A 26883-nucleotide genomic window follows, 5' to 3' on the forward strand; every position below is an offset into this window, starting at 1 on the left:
CATGCCGTGGGAGGCAGGTCAGCGGTTACCTTCACCCGCCAGCATTAGCGCGAAGAGCTCTGCCTGAAAGCGAGCATCATCCAATGCGTTATGGTTCGGTTCGCTGAGTGGCTTAAGCGCAACAGTCATCTTGGATGATTTTGTTTCCTGCCAACTGCAACCTACAGCTCCCATGTAGTAGGCCTTCATGTCGATAGCAGTAAAACCAAAGGGGTTGGTTTCCAAGTATTTGTGGAAGTAGTAATTGACGAATGACCAGTCAAACGGTGCATTGAGCCCTACGAAAATGACCTTCTGCCCCGTTTGGCAGGACGATTTCAGCCATTGACTAAATGTCAGCAAAGCCTCTCGCGGAGCGAGGCCCTCGCTCTCCAGCTTTTCCAGACTGAGCCCCGATACTGCCAGTGCTTCAGGATCGTGTTTTGGACTGTCAGGTCGTAGTTCAAGATAGATGGACGTGGCAGGTTGGGCTACAAGACAAGCTCCAATTGAAAGCAGGCTGTATTCGCCTGGTATAGGCCCAGAAGTCTCGACGTCGACGGAAACATAAAGCTCATCAAGGTTCATATCGTATCCTTTTAGTTTAGTTGCCAGATCACGCTCAAGCTCTTAACCATATGACGGTGGAAAGGCGGCAAAGCCATTGACCAATTTTTTGCTGTTTTACTTGCTATCCGGCTTTCGAGCAGCGGCAGTGCATACCTACCGGAGGATTGTACGTTCCTTTGGTCAGCTCTGCGCCCGAGCATAATGATGTGTGTCATTCTCTAATGGCGGATGAGGATCGGACGATGATGAGCGAGCGTTGGATCGTCAAGTGCCAGAATACTGAGGACGGTACTGGAGACATCACCATTGACATACCTCCAGTGTTGCTTGACCAAATGTTTTAAGTTTTGGTGACCATTTAAAGCTAACAATAGCGAATTACACATCAATGCGGCCCATGTTTAATGGAGTCCTGCGTGATGATGCCTGTCATGCTTACCGCAAGTGGTTAGAGGCGTATCTCCATATGTCTTCCAACGCTTCGGATCAAGACATTCACGACATGATAGTTGCTGGCTTTTCGGCCAGCCTGATTACATTGCTGTGTACAAATTGAACCATAAATCTGCAAGAACGCGACTGAATCATTCACCTCAAAACGCTCAAAACAAAATTGACAGGCGATCAGCTTTAACGCTGGGGCCCTGGCGAGCGGGAACGCCTTGGCAACGCTGCTAAGTCAAAAATTGGGCTGGCCTCACAGCATCTGTGGCAGAAACCGAGGTTGATGGTGATGGACAGCGAAGCTGGTCGATTAGGTCAAGGGAGGCGATTTCAATCGCCACTGTGATCGAGCAGACATCTGAATAGCATGCGCTCGCTGTTGAAACACACGATTTGTTATGTGCGCTTGCCAAAGAGCAATTTGAGGCGTTGATCGTAACCAACCGTACGCAGCTCCCGTCTGACTGATTGATCTAGCTGGTTGTGCCAAACTATGTTGTAGGTACCAGCGACAACACGACTTGATATTCAAAAACAGCTTAATGCCGGGGGATAGGAGTAATCCCTTCATTTTTTCAGCCGTCGGTACGGGAAAGATGTTCTTCACTTGCGAAGCTTCCAGCTCAAGGCTGTTGAGCATGCCTCTATTGCCCTATTCGCAATACTCCTCCTGTAGGGCACACTGAAAATCAAAAAACTGTATCCGCAGAAAACCTATTTCCTGCTGCGCCCTCTAAATCACCCTGACACCCTGTCCTCGTTCTCACGCGAGGCCGCCCATGAACTTTCCACGCACTACCCGTACTACGCTGGCTTTCAGCCTCTGCCTGGCCCTTCTGGCAGGTGCGCTGGGTTATGAACATCACCAACTCTCGAACCTGACCAACAGCCTGGCAGCCACCGCCGACAAGGATTCGCTTGATGCGCTTCTGGCACGAATGGCCAAGGTGGATGAGCGGCTGGATACCGTGGACGGTAAGCACTTGGTGTCCAACGATGATTTCCGCTCCAGTCAGCAAGCGCTGTCCAATCGCATCGACGCTGTTCAGGCGTATGCCAAGCAAGCGACGGGATCGACTGAGGAACTCTCTCGCAGTGTGATGGCCGCCGAGCAGCAGGTGTTGCAGCTCAAGGCGAGTCTCGAACTGATCGATGCCAGGCTCGAAGCGTTGAGCATGGCTCACGCTTCGGTCCCGCCTGTTGTGCCACCGACCAAACCCGCCCCGCGTAAAAAACCTCCACCGCCGCCGCAACCGCCTCCTTTCACCGTGATCGGCATTGAATATCGCGGTGGCGAGCGATTTTTGTCTGTGGCTCCGCCGGGTAGTACGCAGTTAAGCCAGGTCAATCTGCTCCGCCCCGGGGACGGGGTTACGGGCACGGTCTGGCGGCTTAAAGCTCTGGACCAGCAGTTGGCCCATTTCGACGTCGCAGGTCTGCCCAAAACCCTGACTATCGCGCCTTAGGAGGCCTCCGTGACTGACCCAACCACGCCTTTGCTCCACCCGAGATTGGCCGTAGCCCGGCTGTTGATAGTGGGTTTCGCTGTATCAACCTTGCCTTGGGCGAACGCCGCCATGACGTCGACGCCCCATAAGGATACCCTTGAGGCGTTCAGCTCGACCCAAAACAGCCGCTCAGTTGAGGCCGCTCGCGAATGGGGGCTGACGCCAGAGGAGTGGAGTCGTTATCAAACCGTGATGGCTGGCCCACGCGGCATTTACTCGCCGGGGCTTGATCCACTGACCGCGTTAGGCATTGAAGCCACTTCCACTGAAGAGCGTCGTCGCTACGCGGAGTTGCAGGTCAAAGCAGAACGCCAGCGCGTCGAGAAAGAGCTGGCCTACCAACACGCCTATGACCAGGCCTTTAAGCGGATGTATCCGGACGAGAAGATCATCCAGCTCTCCGCCACGCCCGCCTCTCCCATGACCCGCCAACCCTTATCGCTGAAAAGCGACGGTCGGCTGGCCATCTTTGTGAAGGACAACTGCGCACCCTGCATCGCCCGTGTCAGGGCCCTTCAGGTTCAGAGGCAGCCTTTTGATCTGTACTTCGTCGACAGCCAGGATGATGACCAGAGGATTCGACGCTGGGCCATTGTGGCCGGGGTCGAGCCGGCCAGTGTTCTTAGCCGCACGATCACGCTAAACCACGATGCGGGGCGCTGGCAGTCCCTTGAACTCACCGGCGATCTACCGGCCGTGGTGCGCGAGGTCAATGGCCAATGGCAACGTCAGTAGCTCACACGGTGCTGGTCGGTTGCCTTCTGGTGGGCGCTCCGTTCACCTACGCGGCCGAAATACCGCCACCGGCGTATCAACTGATTGCGTTGCCGGCAGGTGTTCCGTCTGAGGTGCTGTATTCCGTTGCCCTACAGGAAAGCGGCACCCGACTCAGGGGCCAACTTGTACCCTGGCCCTGGACACTGAATGTCGCGGGGGCGGGTTATCGCTTTGCAACCCGCAGCGATGCCTGCACCGCATTGATTGCAGCGATCAATACGGCAGGCCCGCACAGGGTCGATGTGGGCTTGGGCCAAACCAATATTGGCGCTAATGGCCATCGTTACAGCTCGCCGTGCGAAGGGCTTGATCCGTACAAAAACCTTTCGGTCACAGCCCAGATTCTGGCAGAGCAAAAATCCAAAGGCGGCGACTGGATCACCGCCGCCGGACGCTATCACCGCCCGGCCGGGGGCAAACCTGCTGCCCGTTATCGCCGTGACTTTGCCAAACACCTTAGCCGTGTCACCGGCATTAACCTGATGGCGACTACCCCATGAATCGACTCGTTTATCTCGTGCTACTCCTGGGCCTGACTCAATCAGCACAGGCCAGTTCGCTGATCGTGGTGGAGGACCGTGGCGGTGTTTCGGCCCTGCCCTATTACCAGGATCTGGCACCGGAACCGGCCGATCGATTGCCACCGCCACCCTCAATCGGGATCCGGGACGCAGGTGCGTTTCCTGTGCGTTCAGCGCTACTTTCACCCGGCCAGGAACAAGGTCGAGTGATCAACGCACCCGGCCTTCAGCCGATGTTTTTGGTGGGTGACGACGAGCAATCAAAAGCGTGGTTGCTGCAGCGTCGCGAACTACTGCAGCAGTTGAATGCTGTTGGGCTGGTCACAAACGTAGCCAGCGCAGAACGCCTGGCCGAGGTTCAACGCTGGGCCGAAGGCCTGCAAATTGCCCCGGTTCAGGCAGACGACCTGGCTCAACGCTTAGGCATCCGTCACTACCCGCTGCTTATCACCGCCACCACGCTGCAGCAGTAACCAGGGCATAAACATGGCCAGCCCCTACACCATTGAGTCGCTGCTACGGCCCGCCGTTGAGCTTTACACCGTGCTTGTGTGCGTGACCGCAGCGTTGCTGTGTATTTTCGCGCCGTGGGCATTTGCCCTGACGCCGCTGTTCGGCATGGTCGCAGCAGCCGGTTTCGCAAGCTTGGGCTTGGTTCGCCTGCAACAAGCGTTTGTAGTGCTGCGCTACCGACGCAATATCCGCCGCCTGCCGCACTACACCATGACCAGCAAAGACATGCCCGTCAGCAACGAACGTCTGTTTATCGGCAAAGGCTTTCGCTGGACGCAAAAACATACCCAACGGCTGATGGATACCTATCTGCCCAAGTACGCTGAGTATGTTGAACCGACCTCGCTGTATCAGTGGGCTCGCCGCATGGAGGAGCGATTGGAGTTCGCGCCCTTCCCACTCAAGCTGCTGGCCAAGGCGACGGCGTGGGACGTGGCCCTCAACCCGGCGCGGCCACTGCCACCGGTCGGCGGCTTGCCACGGTTACACGGCATTGAACTGCACGAAAACGACGTCAGCTTGCCGCTGGGAGAACGGGTGGGCCATTCCCTGGTGTTGGGCACTACACGCGTGGGCAAAACGCGCTTGGCCGAGCTGTTTATCACCCAGGATATTCGACGAACCCGATCCTTAAAGGCGCATCAAAACCTCGATCGCGAGGTGGTGATTGTCTTCGACCCCAAAGGCGACGCCGACCTGTTAAAGCGCATGTACATCGAATGCAAACGCGCTGGCCGACTCGACGAGTTCTACGTGTTTCATCTGGGCTGGCCAGATTACTCGGCCCGCTATAACGCCGTAGGCCGTTTTGGCCGGATCTCCGAGGTTGCGACCCGGATTGCCGGGCAGTTATCCGGGGAAGGCAACTCTGCTGCATTCCGCGAGTTTGCCTGGCGATTCGTCAACATCATCGCCCGCGCCTTGGTCGCCCTCGGCCGCCGACCCGACTACGAGCAAATCCTCAAACATGTGATCAATATCGACGCGCTGTTCGAGGAATACGCCAAGAGCTACTTCGCAGAGCATGATCCCAAAGCCTGGCAAACCATCGTCGAAATCGAAGGCAAGATCGATCGCAAAAACCTCAGCTTCGCCATGAAAGATCGCCCGCTGCGTGTGGTCGCACTCGACATGTACCTCACCCAACAACGCCTGTCGGATCCGGTCATGGACGGCCTACGCTCAGCCGTGCGTTACGACAAAACCTACTTCGACAAGATCGTCGCCAGCCTGCTGCCCCTGCTGGAAAAACTGACCACCGGGCGCATCGCCGAGCTGCTGTCTCCCGACTATATGGACCTCAATGACCCACGGCCAATCTTCGACTGGATGCAAGTCATCCGAAAACGCGCGGTGGTGTACGTGGGGCTCGATGCCTTGTCCGATACCGAAGTCGCCGCTGCCGTCGGTAACTCAATGTTCAGCGACCTGGTGTCCGTTGCGGGCCACATCTACAAATTCGGCATCGATGACGGCTTGCCCGGTGCCACCAGCGGCAAGGTCGCAATCAACGTACATGCCGACGAATTCAACGAACTGATGGGCGACGAGTTCATCCCCATGATCAACAAAGGCGGCGGCGCGGGCATGCAAGTGACCGCCTACACCCAAACCATGAGCGACATCGAAGCCAAAATCGGCAGCCGCGCCAAGGCGGGCCAAGTCATCGGCAACTTCAACAACCTCTTTATGCTGCGTGTTCGAGAAACCGCCACCGCCGAGCTGCTGACCAACCAACTCCCCAAGGTTCAGGTGTACACCAGCACCACCGCCAGCAGCGCCAACGACGCAATCACCGGCAACACCGCCTTCACCTCCAACACCCACGACCAGATCCAAACCGTCAGCGTGCCGATGATCGAACCGGCGCATGTGGTGAGCCTGCCCAAAGGTCAATGCTTTGCGCTGATTGAAGGCGGCAACCTGTGGAAAATCCGCATGCCGTTACCCGCGAGCGATCCCGATGAAGTCATGCCCAAAGACCTCCAGGCGCTGGCCGAAGGCATGCGCAAAGGCTCAACCACCAGCAGCGAGTGGTGGCAAGCACCGGGGTATCACGTACTGAGCGAGTCGCTACCTGATGACTTGATGGACGACTTTCGGCACATCACCCTCGCAGAAAAAAGCGATCAAGCCTGAGGGCGCTAAACCATGGCTGACATCGCCGAGAAAGCCCAACAACAGCAGGAAGGTCAAAAAACCTTTCTGGGCATCCTGTTCACAACCCCCTTCCACTTCCTGGGCGTGATGTTCGGCTCATTACTGGTCGCCATCCTGGTCGAATGGCTCTGCCTGTATTTCATCTGGCCGGAAGCGGGCTGGAAACATGCCCAGCAGATGTTTGACTATGAACTGGACTGGTTGTCACAAGACATCCTCAACAGCATCGTCATCAAAGAACCCGGGCGAACCGCCACCTGGCTGGCCCACACCGTCTACGACTGGCTGATGATCAAAACCGGCTTGCAGGACACCCTCAACGCACTGACCCAGTACACCCGCAACGCCTCAGCACAACAGATCGCGAACTTCGACCTGCGCTACGAAATCGGCCGAGTGATGATCAAACTGCAAGACTACGGCCTGGCCGCGCTCTACACCGTACTGACCTTCTGCGTGCGGATCGTCATCCTGACGCTGACCATTCCGCTGTTTGTGTTGGCGGGATTTACCGGATTGGTGGACGGGTTGGTGCGGCGGGACTTGCGCAAATTTGGCTCGGGCCGTGAATCGAGTTACCTGTACCACAAGGCCCGGGCGACGATTGTTCCGCTGACGGTGGTGCCCTGGACGGTCTATCTGGCCCTGCCGGTCAGTGTCAGCCCGTTGTTGATTTTGGGGCCGTGTGCGGTGATGTTGGGGGTGGCTGTTTATGTCACTGTTTCAAGCTTCAAGAAGTATCTTTAACTCAATCCTGTAGACTCTCGAAATAAATTCTACTGATAGGTTAATCAGCCCTACCGACGCTCCGTCGAAAACCGCAGAGGATACGTCGAGCCCAATCCGAATGCCGTAGACCTTGACTAGGGTTGAACCCCGGCGGCGGATAAAGCTTTTGGTGGAGACAGGCTACGCCGTCTCTCTCCCATACGATGTGCCCGTTCAACACTCACCCTGTCCGGCAGTTGGGATCTACTCGACCTTAGCCGGATTTGAGCCGATTCCGATTTCTGCAGCGCGGTCACCTCTCACGCATGGTCCAATCCTAACGGACATGTACATTTGGAACGACTTCGTCAACAACACCAACCGATCTCCGACCTACTCCCCAAATAAGTCACTGGCACAGCAGGCACTTCATTCCGTGTGCGTGCTTGGATATTCCCCTGAAGGCTGAATAGTCAAGAATAGCCTCGACTCTCATTGGAGAGACGGCACATGTTTCGAGGTTTATCAAATTAGTCAGCTGTGGCTTCTGAGAGACAGTCCCTCCTCCAGGATGGGCACCACGCCCAGCTTTTGCAGTGCAGGTGTGATGACAGCAACCTTGCTCCACGCAGTAAGGGTTTGTGAGCGTCAGGAACACAATGCACTGTGCATATCTACCGCCAATTGAATTGAGCCATCACAGGATTTCTTTCCATAGATGGCTGAAAACCTTAAAAAAATCTCAGCGTTCTCGGCACTGTAGTTCGGTTTCTCTCAATTTCAGTCATAACCTAGCGAGCGATTGGCAGGGCGAGTAAGCTTCACGCTCTAGATAGCCATGTGCCATACACTACTAGGGAAGACGGGATGTTAGACACACGCAGCTCCATGCCTGCCGTGCTGGATCGCCACATCGAGAAAGAAGAGGATGATGCCTTCGGGCATAGGCACTATGCGCAGGCGCTACGTAGCCTGATCGAGAATGAAGGTCATCGACCGCCATTCAGCATTGGCCTCTTGGGCGGCTGGGGTACCGGGAAGAGTTCCATCAAAGAGATGTACACCCACACCTTGACGGACGACACCTCTACGGCTGGTGGGCGCCATCCACGCAGCCAGCGCTTCAAGAGCATCACCTTTAACGCCTGGCGTTTTGGTGGAAAGGAACAGGACATCAAACGTGCGCTGCTGCGCCATGTGTTCCTGGAGCTAGGCGGCGACGAAGGCAAGCTCCATGATGAACTCTACCGCAATGTTACCCACACCGAATCAGTTCCCAAAAGTGTGGGAGAACTGACCAAGCAGCATCTGCTGAGCTGGGTGGCGCCGGTGCCGGCATTCCTGATCGCCGTGTGCACCTATCTACTTTTTGTCGCCGCAGGATTGAAGTGGCTGCCGCTTGATAATAGCGTTGTCCAAGCACTCTTCGTCGCAGCGGTCACTGGCATCTATGCCTACTTGATTAAGGTCATGAAACCATCGGCGGTGAGCCCCGCCAACACAATCACGCGGGTGCACCTCCCCAGCGCCAGTGCTGAACAGTATGAAGAAATGCTACTCCAGCAACTGCGCAAGTTCAAAACGTCAAATCGTAATGCAGTGCCTTACGAGCGCCTGGTTATCTTCGTGGACGACCTTGATCGCCTTTCAGCAGAGGAGATGGTTCTGGGCCTGGATGCCGTGCGCACCTTTATGGAAATTCCGGTCAACAAGCTACCCAACAATCTTGGTTTGGTATTCGTGATTTCATGCGATGAGGGCAAGGTTGCAGATGCGCTCTCACGTCGACGTGGCAACCCTGAACAGCCTGGCTCCGTCTTTAATCCCACCGACGCGCGGCGCTACCTCGATCGGATCTTCCAGTTCAGATTGGAGATTCCCCCACCACCGAGAAGCGACATGCGCCAATTTGCTCTCGCCAAACTGATGGGCTTTCCGGAACTGGTGAAAGATATTACCGAGAAAGGTGCCTCAGTTGAGCAGGTGGTGGATCGGATGATTCACATCAACGTTACCGATCCCCGCAACGCCCTGCAGATCGTCAACGCTTTCACCCAGACTTGGTGGCTGGCAAAAAAAAGGGAATTGGACGCCATTGGCAGTGAGCGGCCAGGCGGCCTGCATGAGGGTGCGGTGACTCAATACCCCGTCGCATTGGGTGCACTGAGCGCGGCACGCGTGAGTTTTCCCGGATTCTACCAAGACCTTCAGGGCGACCCGCAGTTGCTGCAACGGCTTACAAACTTGATGTTGAGACAAACGCCCCTGAAGGACGAGCCCCTGGAAACACTTCATGTACTCAAGCGGTATGTAACCACTCAAGAGACAGGGCAAGCGGGACAAGAAAAAACTGTCCTATTGGAAGGCCAGCGCGATCTGCGTCAGTTCCTTGCCAGCCTGGTCGGCATTCAGTGGCCAGCATCGCTGCAAAGCTTACTGTTGCTTTCTGAAGACTTCGCTACACGGCAGTACGGCCCCCATGCTTCACGTATCTACAGCTACCTGGTTTCTGGTGACTCGCACGGCTTTCTGGAAGCCCTTTCTCCTCGCTCCAACGAGTCTTTGAGCGATCAAGAAACCCAACTGCTTCACGGCATGCTAAGCGAGCTGCACCGAACCGAAGACACCCTCAAGTTCAATGCGATGCGTGTGGTAGCCGACATCATTGATCGCTTGCCGATTCGCACGCGCGACCTGGTGCTGGGCATTTTGAGCAACGATATCGTGACATCTAACGAGCTGCGTGCACTGCTAGGCGTAGAGAAGATAGGACGCATCACCGCCATCTCGAACCCAACGGATCAAAAGCAAATCGCCTCGGTTTTGATCGACGAGCTACTGACGGTGAACAAGATTTGTGCCATGCGCCTCCAGTCAGGGCAGATGCCCAACATCGAGGAGACCATCACCATGGCCGAAAGCGCGGCTCAGATAGCGCTCACCGTGCTTGCCGACCATGGTCTCCCGCCCGCATCAAAAGACACTCTGATGGATTGGCTATCGACGCGTACGGTAAAAACTGGCTCAGGATCCATTACGCTTCCCTTCTCCCGCCTGCATGCTTGGGTGGATGAGTTCGAGACCTCCTTGCTGCCTGTGATCGGAACTGCGTACGTGAATCAGTTGATCACAGCGCTTCACGGCCATGAAGACCCCCATGATGATGACGATGTAATTGACGGTCTAGATATGCAGAAGACGGTCTCTCAGGTCAGCATCGTTTGGGATCGATTGTCGAACGAAGGTGACGAGAGCCGAAGCGCACTCTGGGAGCAGATAACCAACCTCACGACGATGGGAAACCCCATCATCATTGAGTGCGTGACCCAGGCAGTGGAGCGGTACGTACCTTACTCAAGCGAAGAGCAACTGTTGAAGTGCCTGACCCGGTTCAGTATCCGCGTCGCGGATTTCCAGAACCAGCCGATCGATTTCCGGCGCGCATTCCGCTTGATCGTTGATCTTGGTGCCGAGCGCAAGTCGTACCTCAATGATGATGGGCTGAATAGCTATGCCGATCTTGCCATCAGCCTGAGCACCACCGAAGGCCATTATCAAGACGCCGAAGAGGTGCTCCAGAAATTCATTCTGGACAGCCCGCACGGCCTCAGTAAAGTGGTAAACCATTGGATCAGTAATTCTCTCAGAAGCGTATCTAGCGGATGCCGAGCCTTGGTGTTCAAGGTATTCGGGTTACTCAATGAGAATGACCAAGCCTCCTTGGTCAATCAACTGGCTACACTCGTCGCCCAGATCCAGATTGATGCAGAGGATGCAGCGCTCTACACCGATGCGGCCATTCACATACCTATAGAGGAATGGGGCGGCAAGCACCTGCGTCCACACCTCGATGCCGTCATTTCAGCAGCCCCTGGAAAAATTCCAAACTGGAATAGCTATCTCAGTCAGCTCATACCGGGAATCGCCCGCGTCTTCCTACAAGCAACGCCATCACTCGCGGGGCCATCGCTGCAGAAAATGTTCAGCGGTGCCAGATCGAATAACGATGCCTTCGACAATCTGCACAAGCACTTTATTGGACGGTGGCCTACAGCATTTCAGCTCCCGAACGGCTACTCGCCGACGGCGTTATTCAATGAGGCAAGACAGCACGCCGGAGCATTTGCAGATGTAGTGGGCAAACACACATTAGCTTCGATGGCCAGCATGATCAAAAGCGGTGTTGTGCCGGATACACAGCGCACGCAACTGATCGAAACGGCTTGCCTCGTCTGGCAGAAGCGCCCTCATGAGGCGGTCGATTACCTCTCCACTGGAGGTCTAAGGCTGAGTATCAGCCAAATGGCAGCACTGGCCGACGCGGTTAATTTCAGCGATAAAGCGCAGGTTGACATGCTGGAGCGCGCGTGGACAGCCATGATTCCCGAGCTCCCAGTAAATGAATATGTTGAGGCTGGTAAGGCAGTATTGCTCAAAGGCCCGATGGGGAATTTGAACGATCCTGACCTGGCCTTAACAGTCTGGTGCCGAGCACTGCAGATCGAAGCATTCGACGATCTCAGATCGTTGCTGAAAAGCCACGAGGTCAATGATGAGCACCGCAAGCGCGTCTACGGCCACATCCTTCAGGCAGACAAGAACGAGAAGGAGACAGAGGAGTTACCTCTGCTCGCCATCGAGCTGTTCAAAATACCAGAGAGCCCCCTCACCTGGGGTGCCGTGAACGACCTGCGTCACGAGATCAGAAATAGACTGCGTTCTCATGAGGAGCGCTTGGCATACGCGAAGCTTCTGTTGCGCGAGCTACCCAACGCAGCGTCGGACACGGCGAAAGGATTCATGGCGGCCTGGGCCAAAACGCTTGGTACCGAAGCACTTCTCAAGGAACTCAAGCCCGCTCAGCTTTCGGAGGGCGACCTCAACATCATCAACACTGCATTCGGAACGAGCCGTCCCATGGCTGGATTGATGAAGCGCTGGATTAACATGAATTGACCCTGTCGTGATGATACTTCTGGATGCCACGAGGGCGTAATTGACTGAGCTGTCGGCATCCAAATCCAACATCAACTGCACAATCGCGTGGCAGGAAGCGTGATGATAAATCTGACATGCAGCACAGGTGCCATTAAGGAACCACCATCGTCTAGCCCAGCGCGAAAAACCTAGCACGGGTGCTGATTTGCCCAAACGTATCTTCGTGCGTTGGCAATCCGTCGTTGAGCAGAAAACGTATAAAGGCTGGATCGATATTCCTGAAAACGCTCGGGACATCATGCACGGGTCCACTGCGCGTCGTTGCCCTGACTGGCCAGATGACGAAGCGAACTACACGGCATCGGTAGTGATTGGCGTGGCACCGGGAGGCGTTATCAAGGCTTGGGTGAAGAACAACTGCTTGGGTAGGGTCTTGGTCTCCAGCGCCCAAGCAGAGATTGAGCCGTTGGGCCCGTACCAAGGCAAATCAAATGGAACATACCGTCAGCAAGAAGAACCGTCGAAACGCTATGTCGAACGCTATGGCATCCCCTATGGCAGTTGGTAATGCCTCTTGAGGCACTGCACGGCCAATACTCATGGTGTTGCATTTCAAACGACTCACACTGAACGAAAAACTGAAGCATTCCCCTGCGAAGAAATCCCTACCACTCTGAATATGCTTTTCTTGCGGCAAGCACTTACCTGAAATCGGCAATCTGGCAGCAACACGAATCACCAGAGATCAGCCGTGATCCAGTTTCCGCGCCCAGCCCCACTCACTTGCCGTTTAACCCTGACAGGCCTCGTCGCGCTGTTCGTATGCGGCCTGCCAATCGCTCAGGCATCAGCCGCCTCCGCCTCCGAACACACCAACCTGGCCATCATGATTCGCCAGCTCAACGCCTTGGAAGACACCGCTCGGCGTAGCGCTCAGGTCACTGACGAACCCGGCCAGCGCTATTTCTTCGATTACTCGCGTTTGGCCGCTGACATCGAGCGTATCCGCCACGGGCTGGAGAATTATCTGACTCCCAGCCGCGCCCAGCCACGGGATCCTGTTGAGCTTTCCGGTCGCTACACAACGCAGGGGGTTAAGCCATGAGTATGTCCGGCGCTCAGGCTTCGGCCTTTCAGGCAGCGGGCGGGTTTTCGGCTTCTGTCAGTTATGTGCTGTTCGTAGGCTTCACGGTGGCGATCACCTTTCTGTGGGGCGCTTGGGCGTTGTGGAGCTGTTACCGAGGCTGGTCCTCCGGCAATTTGGACCGTTCTATCGCCGCCCCGGCGGCCATTCGCATTCTGCTGCTCTGCATGATCCTCACCGCTTTTGTTCTCAGTTGACCGCCCTGGAGTTACGCCATGTCCCGTCTTTCAGTTGTACCCGTCATCACGATTGGCGCTCTCATCCTGCCCCGGTTTGCGCTGGCCGGGCTGCCGGTGGCCCAACCTCCGTCGCGTGGCGAGGGCACGAACATGATTCAAACGATGCAGAACTACGCCTATGACGGCTTTTTGCTGCTCGGCCTGATCATTTGTGCGGTGATTTTCTGCGGTGTGGCGTGGCATGCCTTTGGGACGTATCACGAGATTCAGCTCGGCAAGAAGAAATGGATGGACCTGGGGGGCACTGCCGCTGTCGGCGTGGCAATTCTGGGTGTGGCCATTTTCCTGGTGACCAAGGCCACCGCGATCCTTTAAGGAGTACGGGCCATGACCGAGCTGTTTACTGACGGTACGCTGGTTTTCCTTCCCGGCAGGCTGAACAACCAGCCCGTGATCATGGGCGGCCTGACCGCTGATGAGATGTGGACCACGCTTTTGCTCAGTATCGTGGCCGGGCTGGTGGCAGGGCTTCCCGCCGCGATATTGACCCAAATATGGGCGCTGATCATTGCCGGCGGCATGGTCGGGGGCGTGCTCGGGCTGGTCGTTGCCAGTCGCGTTTTGCGGCGGATGAAACGCGGTCGCCCGGACACGTGGGTATACCGCCACATGCAATGGGTGATCGCCCGGCATGCTCCTGTTTGGAGCAAGGCTCGCCTGATCACACGCACGGGTGCATGGACGTGCCATCGTTCGGAGGCCGCATGACGTATCGCAAGCGAGTGGATGCACAACGAGCCCATATCGACAGCCTGCGCTTGGTCATTGGCCTGCTGATAGCACTGGGGTTGTACATGGCTTACGGCTGGCAGAGCGCGCCGCGCGACCTGACCATTCATGTGCCGCCGGACCTGCGCTCGGGCAGCACCCGGCAATGGTGGGACGTTCCCCCGGAGTCGGTGTATGCCTTTGGGTTGTACATCTTCCAGCAGATGAACCGCTGGCCAACAGACGGTGAAATCGACTACGAGGACAATATCGCGCGCCTGGGCGGGTTTTTGACCCCGAGTTGTAAAGCCTATCTGCAGAAAGACTTCGAACTACGCCGCAACAGTGGGGAACTGCGCAAACGCGAACGCGGGGTGTTCGAGATTCCTGGGCGCGGGATCGACGATAAAAAAGAGCCCCATGTTCAGCAGCTCAGCATCAATGACTGGACCGTCAACCTGGACATCACCGCCGATGAGCATTACGGCGGCGAACGGGTGAAGCGCGCCTTTGCGCGGTACCCGCTGCACATCATTCGCTCCGACGTTGACCCGGAAAGCAACCCTTTCGGGCTGGCCTGGGACTGCTACAGCGGTAATCCGCAGCGTATCGAGGCCGCCGCAGAACCTGTCAAGCCGGGAGGTCAATCATGAAGCGTCTGCTGCTGATCGCTGCACTTCTTGCCTGCACTCTCGCCCAGGCCGTGGAAATCCAGCGCTGGGAGCGCATTCCGCTGGCCTTGCCCTTGATCGTCGGCCAAGAGCGCATTGTCTTTGTCGATCAAAATGTTCGTGTGGGCCTGCCACGCCATCTGGTCGATAAACTGCGCGTACAAAGTACCGGCGGCACCCTGTATTTACTGGCGAAAACGCCCATCGAGCCGACCCGCCTGCAACTGCAGAACATGAGCACCGGCGAGATCATGCTGGTGGATATCATCGCCACCACGGAGCAGGCAAATCAGCCGTTACTGGAGCCCGTAAAGATCGTCGCCGGTGACAGCGCGCCTAAACGATATGGGCAAACCAGCGCCCAATCTGAACCTCCTTCTGCAGAGCAAAATACCGAAGAGCCCCCGCCACCTGCCCGTAGCGAAACCCCATTACCGGTGGTCATCACGCGCTATGCGGCTCAGATGCTTTACGCGCCTTTGCGCACGGTTGAGCCGGTGACCGGCATCGCTCAAGTCAATATCAAGCGGAACCTGAACCTTACAACCCTACTGCCCGCTTTACCCGTCGAAGCCTCTGCGCTGGGCAGTTGGCGAGCTGATGCGTTCTGGGTAACCGCCGTGAAATTGCGCAATACCAGCACCCAGCCTGTATCGCTCGACCCGCGTGACCTGATGGGCGATTTCGTCACCGCAACTTTTCAGCATCCCTATCTGGGGGCCAGGGGCGAGCCGACCGATACCACAACGGTGTATCTGGTGACCCGTGACCACGGCCTGGCTGAATCGCTGTTGCCCGTGGCCGTCGGGCAGATCGATCCGAAAGGAGCGCGCCGTGAAGAATAATCCGCTGATTAAATTCCTGGTGATTCCGTTCGCGATCCTCGCGGTTATCGTCCTGGTCAAACTCTTCAGCAGTGGCGGTTCCGAGCCGGACGGTCAAGACGCGGGCACGCTGACGCTCAATCCAGGTGAGGCCAAAAAGCTTGGGGTCGACGGCGATACGCCCGGCGACACGCTGCGCACCATTGTCGCGGAAAGCCGGCAACTCAAGGACCAGGTCAGCCAGGCGCTGAAGACTAATGACGCGCTCAAACAGCAGAATCTGGAGCTGCAAAAGCGCCTGCAAAACATCGATGACAACGTTGCCACCCAGCTGCAAAACGCTCAGAACGTTCTAAAGCAGACGTCGCAACAACAAAGCCAGACGTTCTTTGACACGCTGCAGCAGCACTACAACACCCTGAGCACCCAGCCGGGAGCGGGCAGTACCCCTGGCTCCGACTTACCCATTGGTTTCGGCGTGCAGCCGGGTGATGGCCAAGGCTTTCAGGGTGCCCCCGAACTCGACGTTATCTGGATCAATCCGCAGGACGCGACGCCCGTCGATGTCAACGGCAAGCCCATTGCCGCTGGATCGAATCAAGCGGCCAACGGCTTTAACTTCCCCAGCTCATTTGGCGAAACCCTGGACCGGGGCCAGCACGCTCTAAATGTCGGGGCTCGCTCCGTGACGGGCGAGCCCTCATCGCAAGAAGCCCGCAAGCACGTGCGCAAGGTCTACACCCTGCCGCAAAACTCAACCCTGATGGGTTCGGTGGCCATGTCTGCGTTGATCGGCCGGGTTCCCATCGATGGCACGGTCAACGATCCCTACCCCTTCAAGGTGCTGATCGGTCCAGACAACCTCACCGCCAACGGTATCGACTTGCCCGACGTCGCCGGTGCGGTGGCCAGCGGCACCGCTTCCGGCGACTGGACGTTGTCGTGCGTGCGCGGGCAGATCAAAAGCCTGACCTTTGTGTTCAACGACGGCACCGTTCGCACATTGCCCGCCCCGCAGGACGAGGCGACTAACAACCAGACCAGTCAGAGCGGCAACCAGACCACGATCCAGGGCGGGTTGGGCTGGATCAGCGATGCCTATGGCATTCCCTGTATCAGCGGCGAACGCAAAAGCAACGCCTCGCAGTACATCGGCTCTCAAGTGCTGATTACCGCTGCAGGGGCCGGGGCCGCCTCGCTGATCAAGTCAGAGCCCAACGCCAGTACCTTCATCAATCCGCAGACCGGCACGATGGGCACCGTGGGCATGTCCGGCAGCGAAGCCATGGGCAAGATCATTGGCCAGGGCGTCAATGATATTTCCAGTTGGGTGAACAAGCTCTACGGGCAAGCCTTTGCCGCCGTGTACGTCCAGCCCGGCGCTCAAATTGCCGTGCACCTGGATCAGCAATTGACCCTCGATTACGAACTCAAGGGCCGCAAGGTCGATTACCGCTCAGGAGCCCGCCATGCCTCGACGTCGCTTGATTAATCGTGGTCTGAAATCAGGCGCAGCGCTGGCCATCGCGCTGCTGGTTTCAGCCTGCTCCACCAGCAAGGACGAACTGCTGCCCCACGGCAACAACACGATGATGGACGTCTGGGATCAGGGCACCGGCGGATCCGGCGGCAACACGGCGGGCCGTCAATTGCTCGATGCCCGCCAAGGCCTGCGCAGACCTCTGGAAGCCAATCCGGCCGACAACACCCTGTTCACCCGCACGGCTCAAAACGAGATTTACAGCCAGTTCAAACGCCTGCCCAACCCGGACCTGGTGATGTATGTCTTCCCTCACCTTGCGGGCTCCGACCCGGCACCGATTCCGGGCTACTCCACCGTGTTCCCGCTGTATCAGCGGGTGCAATACGCCATGCCCGGTGAACGCACGGAGGACTATTGATGAAGTTCTGGGATAGCTTCGCAGCACCTCTGCGCACAGAACCTGACCTTGATGACGCTCAAGCCAGCGAAGCCGCCACTGAACGCTACTTCGAGCGCCTCGCGACGGCAGGCATTCCTTCCCCGGACAACTGGCACAACCTCAAGAAAAAACCGGCTACCACCGCCGACGTGGCCAAGCTGTACGACGTCAACGCGTCCTTCGTCGACCTGTTGCCCTGGGTCGACTACTTACCGGCAGAGAAAGCCATGCTGCTGGAGGACGGTGTTTCCCGCGCTGCATTCTTCGAACTGACGCCCATCGGCACCGAAGGCCGCGACCCCGAGTGGCTGCGCAAAGCCCGCGATGCGCTGGAAAACGCACTCCAGGACTCTTTTGATGAACTGGAAACCTCGCCTTGGGTCGTTCAGCTCTACGCCCAGGACGAAACCAATTGGGACGATTATTTGCAGCAACTGCACGACTACATTCAGCCCCGCGCACAAGGCACGGCGTTCACCGAGCTGTATCTGACGTTGATGAAGCAACACCTGGAGGCCATCTCCAAACCCGGCGGCCTATTCGAAGACACCGCCGTCAGCAAACTGCCCTGGAAAGGCCAGCAGCGCCGCGTACGGCTGGTCGTTTATCGCCGCATTCAGCGCACAGACCTGGACGTGCGCGGCCAGGCTCCCGGCCCCTATTTGAAAATCATCTGCGATCGCCTGACCGGAGGCCTGGCCAACGCCGGCATTAAAAGCCATCGCATGGATGGCCACGCGATCCGCCACTGGCTGATTCATTGGTTCAACCCGCGCCCTGACCACCTCGGGCCTGCGGAGGCCGACATCCGGCGTTTCTACGCCCTGGTGTGCAAAGAGGTGCCCATAGCCCAAGAAGACGAGTTGCCGCTGGCCAGCGGAACCGACTTTTCGCAAAACCTGCTCTACCGCGAGCCCGTGTCGGAACCCGACACCGGGCTGTGGTACTTCGACGATTTACCCCATCGCGTGGTGGTACTTGATCGCTTGCGCGAAGCGCCCAAGACCGGCCACCTGACGGGTGAAACCCTTAAGGGCGGCGATGCCCTCAATGCCCTGTTCGACAAAATGCCCGAAGACACCCTGCTGTGCATAACCCTGGTCATCACCCCACAAGACACACTGGACAGCCATCTGGAAAAGCTCTCACGCAAAGCCGTGGGCGATACCCAGGCCTCCATCCTCACCCGCGAAGACGTAAACACCGCCCGCCAATTACTCGGCCGCAAGCACAAGCTCTACCGGGGCAGCGTGGCGTTTTACCTGCGCGGCCGTGATCGCGCGCAACTGCAGGAACGCAGCCTGCAACTCAGTACCGCCCTCCTCGGGGCAGGCATGGAGCCGGTTGACCCTCAGGATGAAGTCGCGCCGTTGAACACGTATTTACGCTGGCTGCCCGGCAACTTCGACCCCAACCAACGCCGCGCGCTGGACTGGTACACGCAATTGATGTTCGCTCAACACATTGCCAACCTCGCCCCCGTATGGGGCCGCTCAACGGGCACAGGCCACCCCGGCATTACGTTATTCAATCGCGGCGGTGCGCCGCTGACCTTCGATCCGCTGAATCGGCTCGATCGGCAAATGAACGCGCACCTCTTCATCTTTGGCCCCACCGGCTCAGGCAAATCCGCCACAGCGACCGGCATGCTCAGCCAGCTCGTGGCGATCTACCGGCCCCGCCTGTTTATCGTCGAAGCGGGTAACAGCTTTGGCTTGCTCGGGGATTTCGCTAAACGTCTGGGCCTGACGGTCAACCGCGTCCGCTTGGCACCGGGTTCCGGTGTCAGCCTTGCGCCCTTCGCGGACGCGGTGAAACTCATTGAGCCCAGCCATAACGTCAAAATCTTCAAGGCGGACGACCTCGAAGCCTCGGACGAACACCTGGCCAGCCAGACCGAAGACGAACAACGGGACATTCTGGGCGAGATGGAAATCACCGCCAGGCTGATGATCACCGGCGGTGAAGAAAAAGAAGACGCCCGCCTTACCCGCGCCGACCGCAGCGCCATCCGCCAATGCATTCTCAACGCGGCGAAAAAATGTGTGGCCGAACAACGCATCGTCCTTCCCCAAGACATCCGCGAAGCCCTCCACGAAACAGGCCTGGAACCCGGCATCCCGGCCGCTCGAAGCGCCCGTTTTCTGGAAATGGCTGAAGCCCTGTCCATGTTCTGCATGGGCAGCGAAGGCGAGATGTTCAACCGCCCCGGCACGCCCTGGCCAGAGGCGGATATCACCATCGTTGACCTGGCCACCTATGCGCGCGAGGGCTACAGTGCACAGATGGCCATCGCCTATATTTCGCTGCTCAACGCCGTCAACAACATCGCTGAACGGGACCAATTCAAAGGCCGCCCCCTGGTGTTTTTCACCGACGAAGGCCACATCCAACTGCGGGTGCCACTGCTCTCCCCGTACTCCGTCAAGATCACCAAAATGTGGCGAAAGCTGGGCGCGTGGTTCTGGATGGCGACCCAGAACGTCGACGACGTACCGCCCGAAGCCTCAGCCCTGCTCAACATGATCGAGTGGTGGATCTGCCTGAACATGCCCCCGGACGAAGTGGTGAAAATCGCCCGTTTCCGAGAACTGAGCTCGGCTCAAAAGTCGATGATGCTGTCCGCCCGCAAAGAAAGCGGCAAATTCACCGAAGGCGTCGTCCTCTCCAAAAGCCTGGAAATGCTCTTTCGCGCCGTACCGCCCAGCCTGTTCCTGGCCTTGGCCATGACCGAACCGGAAGAGAAAAAACAACGCTACGACCTCATGCAAGCCACAGGCTGCAACGAACTCGACGCCGCCATAAACGTCGCCGCGACACTGGATCGCAGCCGCGGAATTGAACCCCACACCCTCACCTTTCCCGAACCCGACTCGGCCCTGGAGCCACCGGCATGAGAACACTCAACACCCTGACCCAAAACTTGATCGAAAGCCTGACACAGTTGCTTCAACAGCCTGGCGAAGATGCCCTGCAAACATTGGAAGTGTGCGCGCCGGTGTTGATCGAACAACTCCAGGAAGTGCTCAACCGAGCCGTTGACCGTCGCGATATTCAAGGCCAATTACGGGCCGTGCTTGAAGGCTGGATGAGGGAGCATCCGCAACCGTCAGAGGCAGAAGCCGCGTTGTTTGAGGCGTTGTGTCAACACGGGTTGGCAGTGAAGCGCTGTGATACCCCGGTTTGAGACCGTGTTGAACCCGATTGCGCAAACGCTCCTGGCCAGCGCGCAGTTGCACTTAAGAATACTGAGGTTTACTCTCTTGCCTTCGCTGCACATTCAGCGAACGGGTTTGACGGCCCGAGCTCATACAGGCGCACAGCGCCCACCATTCCAATAGCAGGCGCTTTTTTTGTGCCCGCTTATATGTTTATGGCGGCTGTGTGTGGGAGACCTTCGGGTCTGCCGGGGTCCTGTATGCCCGGTCCGTCAACCTGCGCACAGCTGCCACCCTTATTCGTTTGACGGCGAACCGTGGCAGCTCCTCACATACAGGAGTAATGCCAGATGCACGCTCTCACTCCCTCTAGCAATCACTCAACGCGCACGATCAACCTGCCCAAAAGCCAACACCTCACTGCGAACCGAGGTGCCCTATGAACGTCTCTCCGTTGATCAAAACCGTTGGCGGTGCCACCTTCGGCAAATGCAACGCACAGCACCAGCGTCTGTTCAGCGTCAATGCCGGCGTTTCGGGCGAAGAAGCCTTGCAGCACGCCTCTTTACTGCTGAACTGCGTCAACACGCTCTCGTACCTGGGTGCCATGGACGATGGCCACGAAACCCTGCGCTGGGCCTCGCACTACCTCAGTGAGATGGCCAAAGCGATCATCGACGACGTGACCTTGGGCCTTCAAGGCGTACCGTAACAGGATGGGTTGGACAGCCCCATCGCTATTGGATGGGGTCGTGTCCTACGGTTAGAGGCACGACAACCGCCACAACTGATCCAGCCGGGCCGTATAGCTTGACTCATCATTGCCCTGCGCATGGCCCAATCCGGGAGACTCGGCACGCTGGCAGCCCGCAGCGTGCCCCTGCCCCAACACGCATTAATCTGATCCGGAACGGCCATCACCCTGGTCGCCTCTGCCGGCTGATTGACCGCAAACAGATCATCCGAGAAGTCGCCCGGGTGTCGCAGATCCATGAGCAACACCTCGGCTTTGCTGTATTTGAACTTGGGCTGAAAATCATGCTGGAGCGCATCGACTGCAGCCTTGGTCAGCAGCCGCACATCATCGGTCGGGTTCGGCAGCGGCAGCGTCACCACCACGCCCTTGGCGTACTTCGCTTCATCCGGATTGAACATGCCGGTGCGAATGCTGACCCGGAGTTTCTTGCAGTAGGACTTTTGTGCCCGCAGCTTTTCCGAGGCGCGCATCATGTAGGTGGCCACGGCCTCTTTGATCGGAGCCAGTTCTGTCAGCCTTTTGCCAAACATGCGGCTGCAACAGATTTCCTGCTTCGGAGGATACGGCTCATCGAGCTCCAGACAGGGCGTTCCGGCCAATTCGCGAGCGGTTTTCTCAATCACCACACTGAATTTTTTGCGCAACGTCCAAGGATCCGCCCTGGCCAGGTCCATCGCGGTTTTGATGCCCATGCTTTCCAGGTGAACGGTCATACGCCGCCCTACTCCCCACACCTCAGACACCGCAGTATTTCGCAGCACCCAGGCGCGCTCAAAGTCACCACACAGATTGACCACGCCTCCGGTGCGCGCCTGCAGGCGCTTGGCCGTGTGATTGGCCAGCTTGGCCAACGTCTTGGAGGGGCCGATCCCCACCCCGACAGGAATCCCCGTGCACTTCAGGATCCTGGCGCGCAACGCCCGCCCCATCGCGGTAGCATCCAGAAGGCCCGTAAAGTCAGCAAAAGACTCATCGATGCTGTAAACCTCCGCCGCTGGCACCATCGACTCAATCAAGCTCATCACCCGCTCGCTCATGTCGCCATACAGCGCGTAGTTCGAAGAGAACGCAATAATGCCGTGCTGCTCCAACCGCTGCTTGATCTGAAAATACGGCTCGCCCATTTTCACAAACGGCTTGGCGTCATAACTGCGGGCGATCACACAGCCATCGTTATTACTGAGCACCACGATGGGGACTTTGGCCAAATCCGGCCTGAACACCCGCTCGCAACTGGCATAGAAACAGTTGCAGTCGATCAGCGCGAAAACCGGACTGGGCTTAGCGACCATGGCTGCGCACACTGTGAGTCACCACACCCCAGATAGACAAATCATCCCCTTCCATCACATGCCGGTCCGGGTATTTGGGGTTCTCTGACTTGAGGATGACGTCTTTGCCTCGCATACAAAGACGCTTGCAGACGGGGTCATTGTTGAGCAACGCCACCACCACGTGGCCATGAATGGGCTCGACCGAACGATCGATCACCGCCAAATCCCTCGAAAAAATCCCGATCCCCTGCATGCTGTCGCCATCAATAGACGCCAGATAAACATGCAGCGCACGCACATTGAGCACTTGATCCAGAGAAATCACCTGCTCGATATGATCCGCCGCCGGTGACGGAAACCCAGCCGGAATCTTGAACAAACACAGGGGAATAGGAACTCCGCCCTCCACCAAAGGACCCAATAATGTGTAGCTCATGACCTGCGCCCTCGATTACTGTACGAATATACAGTTAACAGCGTAGGGCAGATCCGAGCAATACGTCCGCATGAGATTTAGACGAGAGGAACATCCCGTTTAATGCGTCTACGCTCCCTGCAGTCGCTAAAGCCCACGAGGTCCTCGCCATGTGCGGACGATTTGTGCAGTACCGAGGCATCGCTGATTACTTGGACGTATTGGCCAGCGACAGAAAGATCGTCAGCGGGTATGACAACCACCCCATTGGCCGCTACAACATCGCCCCCTGCTCCCGCGTCAACATTCTTCATGGCGTGGAAGACGGGTTACGGATTGATCCCGTGCACTGGGGTCTGGGCAAAAGGCAAACGCCCGGACCCCATCAACGCCCGCGCAGAAACCGTCACCACCGGCAAATTCTTCAAACAACTGTGGCCCAATGGCCGTGCTTTGGTCATGGCAGATGGATGGTACGAGTGGGTCAAAGATCCGGACGACCCGAAAAAGAAACAGCCCTACTTCATACGCTTGAAAAGCCAGGCGCCGATGTTTTTTGCAGCGCTTGCACAAGTGCATCCGGGGTTAGAGCCTCATGACGGGGATGGCTTTGTGATCATCACCGCAGCGAGTGACCAAGGGATGGTTGATATTCATGATCGGCGGCCGCTGGTGTTTGCCCCGGAGTATGCTCGGGAATGGGTGGCGCGTGATTTGGATGCTGGGAGAGCTGAGGAATTGGATTTGGGCGGGTGCCAGGCTACTGAGGCGTTTGAGTGGTTTCGGGTTGGTAAGGAGGTGGGGAATGTGCGGAATGTGCGGAATGATAGGGCTAGATTGATTGTGCCGGTGGGGGATGAGCTACAAATGCATTTGATGACAATCCGATAACGGGCAATAAGTAGTCAGGTGCTTGGTATCTCATTTGCCGTCACGCCAGGGGCAAGAGCACATCGAACGCAGTGCCGTTCGCGGCTAAAGAGGTAACGTCAATTCGCCCACCATGCCCCACTACCAGTTCGTGAACTATGAAGAGTCCTAATCCAAGCACCTCCGAAGCGAATGGTGAGCTGTCTTGCTGATGGGAGTAGCGTCGATCAGAGCTGAACAGGAGAGGTATCAAAGATTCAGGTATCGGCACACCGTTCAGGACGACGTTTTGAAAAGAAGGTGAATGGGTAGCTTCAGGGGCGTAGAAAGCGATTGGCCATTAGTGGTAACGTTGAGAACGTCGTAATCAATCATCCTGTCTTACCTAAATTAGAAAGCGAAGCTAAGGGCCTTCGACCCCTATAGCGATTTAAGCAAGGAGCTTAAATTGAACAGCGTAGTATATGACTTTGAAGACATACCGTTAATCATCCCAAATCTTTATGATCCGTATGAAAATAGTTATTCTATATTAGTAGGCAGCAATGGGGTTGGAAAGAGTCGACTGCTGACGAACATTTCGGCAATGCTCGCTGAGCGTAATGATTTTACGGCTGACAACTATATTAAGAAATATCGCGAGAGATACAACGGCGGTATTCCCAAAGTTATTACCGTTTCAACCAGCCCATTTGACACATTTAAGCTCCCCAAAAACAACAGTCCTTACGACGCCATACACTCCAACTACCGATATGTTGGAATGCGTGAAATGGGCTCCATGAGCTCTGGTTCAATCTCACTTATTTCTTCAGCAACAATTGGAATACTTGACAAACTGCAATCAAAACAAGGTTTGCAGAAGCTGGCCAACGTATTCCGTGAGCTGAATTTCGAATCACGACTAGATTTCGTATTTAAATCTTTATTCCAGCCAGCAAATAGACATCGAGCAATATTCGACTCTGACATCACCATTTCAAGCGAATCAATTAACTTTTTCGAAAACAAATACAATATAAAATTTGACTCAAGAGGTGCATCAGCACTAGCCAATCTATCTCTAGATGAGTACGAATCTATCGATAACGCACTAGGTTATTTCATAACGTACTGTGTAAATAGAAAGCATATCACCCTAACAGTCAGTTATGAACATGGACTAGATTGGACACATACTTTCGGTGGGAGCATCCGAGGTAACGAACACCTGTTGGCGTGTACGATAACACTGCTCAGACATGGCCTAATCAAGCTAATGGATCTCCGACTGGCTAAGCCAGACAATTACGACTTCTCATTGCGTCGAGCCAGTTCGGGTGAACAGTGCATGCTGGTTATCATGCTAGGAATCGCTGGTCACATTACAGACGAATCACAAGTATTTATTGACGAGCCTGAAATCAGCTTGCATCCCAAGTGGCAAGAACGCTTCATGAGTCTATTAATCAATGTGTTTTCAGATTATAGACGGTGCAATTTTTATATTGCCACACACTCGCCGCAAATAATCTCAAAGCTCAGCAGCACAAACTGCTTCATAACGTCACTAAGTAGACGCGAAATTTACAGCGCTTCCGATTTTAGGGAAAAGTCGGCAGACTACCAACTGGCCGAGTTGTTTGATGCCCCAGGAAGCATGAACGAATATATCGTTCGATTGGCATTCAAGACTATGTCTAGCCTTCGCAAACATAAAAAGATCGATCAAGAGACCTACGACGAGCTTAGGAAGCTTAGTAAATTCGCAGATACATTAGATAGAAGCGAGCCTCTTTACGAACTAATAAATTCCGCACTCGAAATGGGTAGCCATTATGCCACTAATCGCAAATCCCGTTAAGTGTGAGACTGCACATTTAGAAATCATCACTCTTACAAAGGCATGTGGCGATTTCAGCCATAGATCCTGGGGGTGTGATGAGTTGTTACCGGTTCGCTCGTTTATCAGGACTCACTACCGAAATGAGCAGAGAGGGATTTGTGCCTACTGCAAAGAGCGAGTTTCGACGCGGGCAGCAGATAACGCCCATGTCGAACATATTGTCCCAAAGTCGTTGCATATAGACTTTATGTTTGAAGAGAAAAACCTATGTGTGATTTGCGCAGATTGCAATGTAATCAAACGAAATCAGGAAACTCTCAACCAGATTCCCGACACGCTTAGCGCGCCTTCAGGCAACGTACCCAGGAGACAGTACCCAAGGTCATCAAGTGCTTTCTTAATTGTTCATCCGCACTTCGATGACTGGGATGACCACATCGAAAAGTTTGGAGTCAGGTACACCGACAAAACCGAGAAGGGGATATTCACCATTCAGGCATGCAGGCTCAATAGGTATTTCCACAACAACTTTAATGTGGACGATGAGTATCTTGACGATGATCAATTGCATAAAATAATGAGCGATTGGATTGACGCATCATCAAGCGTTCAAAAAACAAGAATATTAAGCCGGCTTGCAACGTCCTTAAGCAAAATGAACATTGCATAGACTTCTCCCTTTTAACGACCAAATCGATAATACTGCCTCACTTTGCCTATCAAGGTGAGGCTATATTTAAGCAGCTCTACTCAAAACCCAGAGCAACATTAAATCCTTATAAGGGGACAACCACATTCACTCATGCATACGAAATAGACAAATATTAAAGCACACACCTGAGCGAGATAAAAAGCTTTCTTAGGGCAGACTAGACCTTACGGATTTAACATGCCAGCTAACAGTGTCACCGTCACCAACCGCAAGATAATAGAGTGCGCGCCGAAATTTTTCTCTGTG

24 protein-coding genes and 2 pseudogenes are annotated in these 26883 nt (G+C 55.9%); 22 read left to right on the forward strand and 4 right to left on the reverse strand.

Annotated features, from left to right (window positions below; all coding sequences use genetic code 11):
• Window positions 1–18 precede the first annotated feature (18 nt).
• Window positions 19–567 carry a 3'-5' exonuclease gene (locus Q1W15_RS20815; RefSeq protein WP_300731728.1) on the reverse strand — a complete coding sequence of 183 codons (549 nt, stop codon included), beginning with the start codon at window positions 565–567 and terminating at the stop codon, window positions 19–21.
• 1205 nt (window positions 568–1772) lie between these two features.
• On the opposite strand from Q1W15_RS20815, the gene Q1W15_RS20820 reads away from it, so the two are divergent.
• From Q1W15_RS20820 to Q1W15_RS20910, 19 genes are all read left to right on the forward strand, one after another.
• Window positions 1773–2459, forward strand: a complete 687-nt coding sequence (locus tag Q1W15_RS20820; protein ID WP_300731731.1) for a methyl-accepting chemotaxis protein — start codon at window positions 1773–1775, stop codon at window positions 2457–2459.
• A 111-nt stretch (window positions 2460–2570) separates the two neighbouring features.
• On the forward strand, window positions 2571–3236 hold the full coding sequence (locus tag Q1W15_RS20825) for a TIGR03759 family integrating conjugative element protein (RefSeq protein ID WP_300731833.1): 666 nt from the start codon (window positions 2571–2573) through the stop codon (window positions 3234–3236).
• Window positions 3221–3778 carry a lytic transglycosylase domain-containing protein gene (locus Q1W15_RS20830; protein ID WP_300731734.1) on the forward strand — a complete coding sequence of 186 codons (558 nt, stop codon included), beginning with the start codon at window positions 3221–3223 and terminating at the stop codon, window positions 3776–3778. The genes Q1W15_RS20825 and Q1W15_RS20830 overlap by 16 nt, the downstream gene beginning before the upstream one ends.
• Window positions 3775–4272, forward strand: coding sequence for an integrating conjugative element protein (locus tag Q1W15_RS20835; RefSeq protein WP_300731737.1), 498 nt, complete (start codon window positions 3775–3777; stop codon window positions 4270–4272). The genes Q1W15_RS20830 and Q1W15_RS20835 overlap by 4 nt, the downstream gene beginning before the upstream one ends.
• A gap of 13 nt (window positions 4273–4285) precedes the next feature.
• Window positions 4286–6451 (forward strand): type IV conjugative transfer system coupling protein TraD, encoded by a 2166-nt coding sequence (gene traD / locus Q1W15_RS20840; protein WP_300731740.1) that lies wholly within the window; start codon window positions 4286–4288, stop codon window positions 6449–6451.
• Between the two features lie 12 nt (window positions 6452–6463).
• Entirely contained in the window at window positions 6464–7219 is a 756-nt protein-coding gene (locus Q1W15_RS20845; protein ID WP_300731743.1) for a TIGR03747 family integrating conjugative element membrane protein, read from the forward strand.
• Between the two features lie 828 nt (window positions 7220–8047).
• A complete protein-coding gene (locus Q1W15_RS20850; protein ID WP_300731744.1) occupies window positions 8048–12136 on the forward strand; it encodes a P-loop NTPase fold protein in 4089 nt (1362 codons plus the stop codon).
• Between the two features lie 187 nt (window positions 12137–12323).
• On the forward strand, window positions 12324–12686 hold the full coding sequence (locus Q1W15_RS20855) for a DUF2931 family protein (protein ID WP_367280644.1): 363 nt from the start codon (window positions 12324–12326) through the stop codon (window positions 12684–12686).
• Window positions 12687–12914: 228 nt separating this feature from the next.
• Window positions 12915–13223, forward strand: a complete 309-nt coding sequence (locus tag Q1W15_RS20860; RefSeq protein WP_300731835.1) for an RAQPRD family integrative conjugative element protein — start codon at window positions 12915–12917, stop codon at window positions 13221–13223.
• Complete coding sequence (locus Q1W15_RS20865) at window positions 13220–13459, forward strand: TIGR03758 family integrating conjugative element protein (RefSeq protein ID WP_300731754.1); 240 nt, start codon at window positions 13220–13222, stop codon at window positions 13457–13459. Before Q1W15_RS20860 ends, Q1W15_RS20865 begins: the two co-directional genes overlap by 4 nt.
• Window positions 13460–13477: 18 nt before the next feature.
• Complete coding sequence (locus tag Q1W15_RS20870; protein ID WP_300731756.1) at window positions 13478–13816, forward strand: TIGR03745 family integrating conjugative element membrane protein; 339 nt, start codon at window positions 13478–13480, stop codon at window positions 13814–13816.
• A 12-nt stretch (window positions 13817–13828) separates the two neighbouring features.
• Entirely contained in the window at window positions 13829–14209 is a 381-nt protein-coding gene (locus Q1W15_RS20875; RefSeq protein ID WP_300731758.1) for a TIGR03750 family conjugal transfer protein, read from the forward strand.
• Window positions 14206–14862, forward strand: coding sequence for a PFL_4703 family integrating conjugative element protein (locus Q1W15_RS20880; RefSeq protein ID WP_300731760.1), 657 nt, complete (start codon window positions 14206–14208; stop codon window positions 14860–14862). Before Q1W15_RS20875 ends, Q1W15_RS20880 begins: the two co-directional genes overlap by 4 nt.
• The gene (locus Q1W15_RS20885) at window positions 14859–15725 is read left to right on the forward strand and encodes a TIGR03749 family integrating conjugative element protein (protein ID WP_300731763.1); all 867 of its coding nucleotides are present in this window, start codon (window positions 14859–14861) and stop codon (window positions 15723–15725) included. Before Q1W15_RS20880 ends, Q1W15_RS20885 begins: the two co-directional genes overlap by 4 nt.
• On the forward strand, window positions 15715–17196 hold the full coding sequence (locus Q1W15_RS20890) for a TIGR03752 family integrating conjugative element protein (RefSeq protein WP_300731765.1): 1482 nt from the start codon (window positions 15715–15717) through the stop codon (window positions 17194–17196). Before Q1W15_RS20885 ends, Q1W15_RS20890 begins: the two co-directional genes overlap by 11 nt.
• The gene (locus Q1W15_RS20895; RefSeq protein WP_300731768.1) at window positions 17174–17605 is read left to right on the forward strand and encodes a TIGR03751 family conjugal transfer lipoprotein; all 432 of its coding nucleotides are present in this window, start codon (window positions 17174–17176) and stop codon (window positions 17603–17605) included. The genes Q1W15_RS20890 and Q1W15_RS20895 overlap by 23 nt, the downstream gene beginning before the upstream one ends.
• Entirely contained in the window at window positions 17605–20523 is a 2919-nt protein-coding gene (locus tag Q1W15_RS20900; protein ID WP_300731770.1) for a conjugative transfer ATPase, read from the forward strand. Before Q1W15_RS20895 ends, Q1W15_RS20900 begins: the two co-directional genes overlap by 1 nt.
• Entirely contained in the window at window positions 20520–20813 is a 294-nt protein-coding gene (locus tag Q1W15_RS20905) for a hypothetical protein (protein ID WP_300731772.1), read from the forward strand. The genes Q1W15_RS20900 and Q1W15_RS20905 overlap by 4 nt, the downstream gene beginning before the upstream one ends.
• A gap of 410 nt (window positions 20814–21223) precedes the next feature.
• Window positions 21224–21496 (forward strand): DUF3077 domain-containing protein, encoded by a 273-nt coding sequence (locus Q1W15_RS20910; protein WP_300731775.1) that lies wholly within the window; start codon window positions 21224–21226, stop codon window positions 21494–21496.
• Between the two features lie 51 nt (window positions 21497–21547).
• On the opposite strand, the pseudogene Q1W15_RS20915 reads toward Q1W15_RS20910, so the two are convergent.
• A pseudogene (locus Q1W15_RS20915) lies at window positions 21548–22833 on the reverse strand (Y-family DNA polymerase).
• Window positions 22823–23251, reverse strand: a complete 429-nt coding sequence (locus Q1W15_RS20920; RefSeq protein ID WP_300731777.1) for a LexA family transcriptional regulator — start codon at window positions 23249–23251, stop codon at window positions 22823–22825. The pseudogene Q1W15_RS20915 and the gene Q1W15_RS20920 overlap by 11 nt, the downstream one beginning before the upstream one ends.
• Window positions 23252–23400: 149 nt before the next feature.
• Here Q1W15_RS20920 and Q1W15_RS20925 point away from each other — a divergent pair.
• Window positions 23401–24121, forward strand: a pseudogene (locus Q1W15_RS20925) (SOS response-associated peptidase family protein).
• Between the two features lie 40 nt (window positions 24122–24161).
• Here Q1W15_RS20925 and Q1W15_RS24565 read toward each other — a convergent pair.
• On the reverse strand, window positions 24162–24371 hold the full coding sequence (locus tag Q1W15_RS24565; protein WP_367280645.1) for an ATP-binding protein: 210 nt from the start codon (window positions 24369–24371) through the stop codon (window positions 24162–24164).
• Between the two features lie 177 nt (window positions 24372–24548).
• On the opposite strand from Q1W15_RS24565, the gene Q1W15_RS20930 reads away from it, so the two are divergent.
• Together Q1W15_RS20930 and Q1W15_RS24570 are read left to right on the forward strand one after the other, a co-directional pair.
• Entirely contained in the window at window positions 24549–25943 is a 1395-nt protein-coding gene (locus Q1W15_RS20930) for an AAA family ATPase (protein WP_300731780.1), read from the forward strand.
• Window positions 25918–26595, forward strand: coding sequence for an HNH endonuclease (locus Q1W15_RS24570; protein ID WP_367280646.1), 678 nt, complete (start codon window positions 25918–25920; stop codon window positions 26593–26595). Before Q1W15_RS20930 ends, Q1W15_RS24570 begins: the two co-directional genes overlap by 26 nt.
• Window positions 26596–26883: the final 288 nt, after the last annotated feature.

The sequence above is a fragment of the Pseudomonas sp. genome, from assembly GCF_030150285.1.
Taxonomy (GTDB): Bacteria; Pseudomonadota; Gammaproteobacteria; order Pseudomonadales; family Pseudomonadaceae; genus Aquipseudomonas.

What these genes read in the sequence shown, in the direction of transcription:
- Q1W15_RS20875 (WP_300731758.1), top strand. Translation starts at nt 13,829, where the DNA reads ATGACCGAGCTGTTTACTGACGGTACGCTGGTTTTCCTTCCCGGCAGG.
- Q1W15_RS20870 (WP_300731756.1), top strand. Translation starts at nt 13,478, where the DNA reads ATGTCCCGTCTTTCAGTTGTACCCGTCATCACGATTGGCGCTCTCATC.
- Q1W15_RS20850 (WP_300731744.1), top strand. Translation starts at nt 8,048, where the DNA reads ATGTTAGACACACGCAGCTCCATGCCTGCCGTGCTGGATCGCCACATC.
- Q1W15_RS24570 (WP_367280646.1), top strand. Translation starts at nt 25,918, where the DNA reads ATGCCACTAATCGCAAATCCCGTTAAGTGTGAGACTGCACATTTAGAA.
- Q1W15_RS20845 (WP_300731743.1), top strand. Translation starts at nt 6,464, where the DNA reads ATGGCTGACATCGCCGAGAAAGCCCAACAACAGCAGGAAGGTCAAAAA.
- Q1W15_RS20900 (WP_300731770.1), top strand. Translation starts at nt 17,605, where the DNA reads ATGAAGTTCTGGGATAGCTTCGCAGCACCTCTGCGCACAGAACCTGAC.
- Q1W15_RS20815 (WP_300731728.1), bottom strand. Translation starts at nt 567, where the DNA reads ATGAACCTTGATGAGCTTTATGTTTCCGTCGACGTCGAGACTTCTGGG.
- traD (WP_300731740.1), top strand. Translation starts at nt 4,286, where the DNA reads ATGGCCAGCCCCTACACCATTGAGTCGCTGCTACGGCCCGCCGTTGAG.
- Q1W15_RS20865 (WP_300731754.1), top strand. Translation starts at nt 13,220, where the DNA reads ATGAGTATGTCCGGCGCTCAGGCTTCGGCCTTTCAGGCAGCGGGCGGG.
- Q1W15_RS20835 (WP_300731737.1), top strand. Translation starts at nt 3,775, where the DNA reads ATGAATCGACTCGTTTATCTCGTGCTACTCCTGGGCCTGACTCAATCA.
- Q1W15_RS20825 (WP_300731833.1), top strand. Translation starts at nt 2,571, where the DNA reads ATGACGTCGACGCCCCATAAGGATACCCTTGAGGCGTTCAGCTCGACC.
- Q1W15_RS20880 (WP_300731760.1), top strand. Translation starts at nt 14,206, where the DNA reads ATGACGTATCGCAAGCGAGTGGATGCACAACGAGCCCATATCGACAGC.
- Q1W15_RS20820 (WP_300731731.1), top strand. Translation starts at nt 1,773, where the DNA reads ATGAACTTTCCACGCACTACCCGTACTACGCTGGCTTTCAGCCTCTGC.
- Q1W15_RS20895 (WP_300731768.1), top strand. Translation starts at nt 17,174, where the DNA reads ATGCCTCGACGTCGCTTGATTAATCGTGGTCTGAAATCAGGCGCAGCG.
- Q1W15_RS20920 (WP_300731777.1), bottom strand. Translation starts at nt 23,251, where the DNA reads ATGAGCTACACATTATTGGGTCCTTTGGTGGAGGGCGGAGTTCCTATT.
- Q1W15_RS20885 (WP_300731763.1), top strand. Translation starts at nt 14,859, where the DNA reads ATGAAGCGTCTGCTGCTGATCGCTGCACTTCTTGCCTGCACTCTCGCC.
- Q1W15_RS20910 (WP_300731775.1), top strand. Translation starts at nt 21,224, where the DNA reads ATGAACGTCTCTCCGTTGATCAAAACCGTTGGCGGTGCCACCTTCGGC.
- Q1W15_RS20905 (WP_300731772.1), top strand. Translation starts at nt 20,520, where the DNA reads ATGAGAACACTCAACACCCTGACCCAAAACTTGATCGAAAGCCTGACA.
- Q1W15_RS20830 (WP_300731734.1), top strand. Translation starts at nt 3,221, where the DNA reads ATGGCAACGTCAGTAGCTCACACGGTGCTGGTCGGTTGCCTTCTGGTG.